Raw genomic sequence first — 4631 nt, 5'->3', positions numbered from 1 at the left:
CGCGCGGCTGCGGGGGCATGGGCTGCACTTGGGGATCCGCGATCTGTTCCGGTATCCGACGATCCTGGAGCTGAGCCCGCATGTGCAGAAGTTGGCGCGGCAGATCGATCAGCGTCCGGTAGAAGGCGAAGTACGATTAACTCCGATCCAGCAAGGGTTGTTTGAACGGTCGCCGCAGCTGCCGCACCATTATAACCAGGCGGTCCTGCTGCAACGGAGGGACGGATTCGACGAAGGTGTCCTGCGGCGTGTGTTTGAACGGATCGTCGCGCATCATGATGCGCTGCGGATGAGGTATCGGGAAGAAGCGGAGGGCATCGTGCAGTGGAGCCGCGGGCCTCTAGAGGCGAGTTTCGGGCTGGATGTGATCGACTTGCGCGGGGAAACCGCCGTGGACACACGGATTGCGGCGGAAGCCGAGCGGCTGCAGCGGGGGCTGCACCTGGAGCAGGGGCCGCTGATGCGCCTGGGGCTGATGAAGACCGACGAGGGCGATCATCTGCTGATCGTCATCCACCATCTGGTGGTGGACGGGGTGTCGTGGCGGATCCTGTTCGAAGATGTGCAGACCGGTTATGAGCAGGCGGAGCGGGGCGAGGAGATCCGCTTTCCGGAGAAGACGGACGCGTTCCAGACGTGGTCGGAGGCACTGGCGCGCTATGCGGACAGTGAGGAACAGCTGAATGAAATCGCTTATTGGAAGCGAATCGAGGAGACGCCGGCTGCGGCGCTGCCGGCGGATGAAGGACCCCTGGAAGCGGAGCGAACCGGCGGAGCGGTGAGCATCCGGCTGTCACGGGAAGAGACGGCGCAGTTATTGAACCAGGCGGGCCGGGCGTACTATACGGAAATCAACGACATCCTGCTGACGGGGCTGGGCCTGGCGCTGCAGGAATGGACGGGCGAGCGGCGGTTTGTCGTGGACCTAGAAGGGCATGGCCGGGAAGAGATCGGGGAAGCGGTGGATGTGAGCCGTACGGTCGGCTGGTTTACGACGATAGTGCCGACGCTGCTTGACCTGGGAGCATACGAGACGTTGTCCGACTGCATCAAGACGGTGAAAGAAGGGCTGCGCAGCGTACCGAACAAAGGGCTCGGGTATGGCGTGCTGAAGTATATGACAGCAGCGGAGCACAAAAAGGAGTTGACGTTTGACCTTCGCCCGGAGATCTGCTTCAACTACTTGGGGCAGTTCGACCGGGACGTGACCACTGGCGTATTCGAGACGTCGGCGTACGGGACGGGCACCAGCATCGACCCGAACCTCCCCAGTGAGTACAAGCTGAGCCTGAACGGGATGGTGATCGGCGGGGAGCTCCTGTTTACGTGCGACTATGCGGCAGACGTATACCGGAGGGAAACGGTGGAATGCTGGATGGCGTGTTATGCGGAACAGCTTCGCAGACTGATTGCCCACTGCATGGGGCAGGCGCACAGCGAGAAGACCGCGAGCGATTTTAGTTCTAGTGGATTAGATATTGATGAAGTAGAGAACATTTACTCATTGCTTGAACAAATAGACTAGGGAAAAAAGGGTTAACAGAAGGGGGAGAGATAAAAACATCTCCCCTAACGTTGTTATTGAAGAGAACGAGGTACCAAGTATCTAAACTAAATGGTCGGAGGAATTAGCCCAGGTTTTATAATAGCGTCTCTAAACAACTTGCCGGGAGGTAAACATGAGTAGAAGAAGAGACTCGATAAAAGACATCTATTATCTTACGCCGATGCAAGAAGGTATGTTATTTCATTCTTTGCTTCACAAATCAAATGAGTATTTTGAACAATATACTTTGGAGCTTGCAGGTGATTTAAATGTAACCCTAGTTAATCAATCCTTTGCGAAGCTGATTGAGCGATACGATATACTTCGAACCATCTTCGTCTGGAAAAAGGTGAAGAAATCTGTTCAAGTCGTAGTAAAAAATCAAAAGACGGACTTGATTTTCGAAGATATTTCTCAGTTGAGTGAAAATGAAAAGTCTAGGTATGTGAACGAGTACATGCAAAATGATCGAGATGAGGGCTTTGACCTATTGAGGGGGCCTTTAATTCGATTAGCTGTTCTAAAAAAGGATTCTGATTCACACATAATGATTTGGAGCTTCCACCATATTTTGATGGATGGTTGGTGTGTAAGCATTCTTATGCAGGAATTTATGCATATATATCAATGTTTGAAGACTAAGCAGCCCATTCGACTTGACACGCCAATACAATTTAACAGTTACATGCAATGGCTTGAAAAGCAGGACGGGGAAGCGGCGCGACAGTACTGGAGCCGGTACTTGGCAAACTATGAGCAACAGGCGAGTGTGCCGCGAGCGCTTTGGACAGCAGGGCATACGGGAGCCGAGCCGCAGGAGCATGCCTTCCGTCTGGATCGGGGGATGACCCGGGAGCTGGAGCAGTTGGCCTGCCAGGCACAGGTGACGCTGAACACAGTGATGCAGACGATCTGGGGACTGCTATTGCAGAAGTACAACCAGAGCGGTGATGTGGTATTCGGGACTGTCGTATCGGGGAGACCGGCGGAAGTTCCGGGAATCGAGCGGATGATCGGCCTGTTTATCAATACAACGCCGGTACGGGTCAGCAGCTCTCCTGACCAGAGCGTAACGGCGCTGCTGCAGCAGGTGCAGGAAGCGGCGCTGGCATCGGAATCACACAGCCATTATCCGCTGTATGAGATTCAAGGGCTGAGCGAGCGGAAGCAAGGGCTGATCGACCATATTTTGGTGTTCGAGAACTATCCGATCGCCGAAGCGCTTGGCCAAGCAGGCGGAACGGACGAGGCTGCGTTTGGGATCCGTGACGTTGAAGTATTTGAGCAGACGAATTATGACCTAACCGTCGTGCTAGCCCCGGGCGAAGTGTTGTCGATTGAATTCCGGTACAACGCCAAGGTATACGATCGAACATTCATCCGGCGAATGGAGGGGCATATCCGAGAGATCGCGCAGCAAATGCTGGCGGATGCGCAGCGGCCGGTGGCCTCGATATCGCTTGTCACGCCAGAGGAGAAGCAACAGCTGCTGCATGCGTTCAACGACACGGCGGCGGAGTATCCGCGGGAAGCGACGATCCACGGTCTGTTCGAAGAGCAGGTGGAGAAGACGCCGCATGCGGTGGCGGCCGTGTACGGGGATCAGCAGCTGACCTATGCGGAGCTGAATGCGCGGGCGAATCAACTGGCGTGGACGCTGCGCGGGCAAGGTGTGGGGCCGGACCGTATCGTGGCGATCCTGATGGATCGCTCAGTGGAGATGATCGTCGGGGTGCTCGGCATCCTGAAGGCCGGCGGGGCGTACTTGCCGATCGATCCGGCGCTGCCGGCCGAACGCATCCGGTATATGCTCGAGGACAGCGGCGCGGCAGTACTGCTGATTCAGCCTGGCCTGGACCCATGCGGATTTGAGGGCACGGTCATCGAGTTGACGCCTGGAGGGCCAGCAGAGTCCGAGAGCAATCCGCCGCTAGAGCCGGATTCCCGGCGGTTGGCGTATGTGATCTATACCTCGGGCACGACCGGGAACTCCAAAGGGGTGATGATTGAGCACCGCGCGGTGGTTAACTTCATCACAGGGATGACGAGAGTGATTCCCTTCGCCCCGGCGAAGTCGATTTTATTTGCGACCACGCTGTCATTCGACATTTCGGTGGTGGAGACGCTGCTAGCGTTGACGCAAGGCATGCGGGTCGTGGCAGCGAGCGAAGAACAGCAGAAGGACCCTCAGCAGCTGGCGGCGCTGATCGAATGCCAGCGCATTGGCATGGTGCAGATGACGCCGTCGCGGCTGAAGATGCTGTTGTCGGCGGGCTGCGTGGCGTGGCTTGAAGGCGTAACGGAAATACTGGTCGGCGGGGAGGCATGGACGGACGATCTGCTGGCTGAACTGCAAAGCAAATCGAAGGCCGCGCTGTTCAATATGTACGGTCCGACGGAGACAACGATTTGGTCCGCGGTGCGGGAAGTGACCGCCGACCAGGCCGTGACCGTCGGGGGGCCGGCCGCCAATACGCAGCTGTACATTGTGGATGACAATCGGCAGCTGCAGCCGATAGGCGTCGCGGGGGAGCTGTGTGTCGCGGGCGAGGGTCTGGCGCGGGGTTACTTCAACCGGCCGGAATTGACGGCGGAGAAATTCGTAGACAATCCGTTCGAGCCGGGGACGCGGATGTACCGGACCGGGGATTTGGCGAGATGGCTACCGGACGGCAACCTGGAGTACTTGGGCCGGATCGACCATCAAGTGAAGATCCGCGGCTACCGGATCGAATGCGGAGAGATCGAGGCTCGGCTTCTGGCGCATGCGCATATCCGCGAAGCCGTCGTAGTTGACTGGAAGGATGAGCAAGGGCAGGCGTACTTGTGTGCATATCTTGTAAGTGATGAAGCTGTTCCGGTACCGGAGCTGCGTGCGCACCTGGCGGCACAGCTGCCGGATTACATGATTCCGTCCTACTTTGTGGAGCTGGAGAAGCTGCCGCTCAACCCTAACGGCAAGGTGGACCGCAAGGCGCTGCCGGCGCCGGACCGGGAGGCGAACAGCGAAGGCTATGAAGCGCCGCGGGATGCGCTGGAGACGCAATTGGCGGAGTTGTTCGCAGTGGTGCTGGGGGTAAAGGAG

Annotated in this window: 2 protein-coding genes; both read left to right on the top strand. The window is 57.3% G+C overall.

All coding sequences use genetic code 11. The annotated features are described in order from the left end of the window. Positions 1 to 82 precede the first annotated feature (82 nt). Entirely contained in the window at positions 83 to 1525 is a 1443-nt protein-coding gene (locus tag ACQ76X_RS35515) for a condensation domain-containing protein (RefSeq protein WP_438498600.1), read from the top strand. A gap of 154 nt (positions 1526 to 1679) precedes the next feature. Beyond that, the coding region (locus tag ACQ76X_RS35510; RefSeq protein ID WP_438498599.1) for a non-ribosomal peptide synthetase at positions 1680 to 4631 on the top strand (2952 nt) is incomplete at its 3' end.

The organism is Paenibacillus sp. IHBB 3054 (genome assembly GCF_051594305.1).
Lineage (GTDB): Bacteria > Bacillota > Bacilli > Paenibacillales > Paenibacillaceae > Paenibacillus_AQ.
This window is presented reverse-complemented; position numbering and strand designations above follow the sequence as displayed.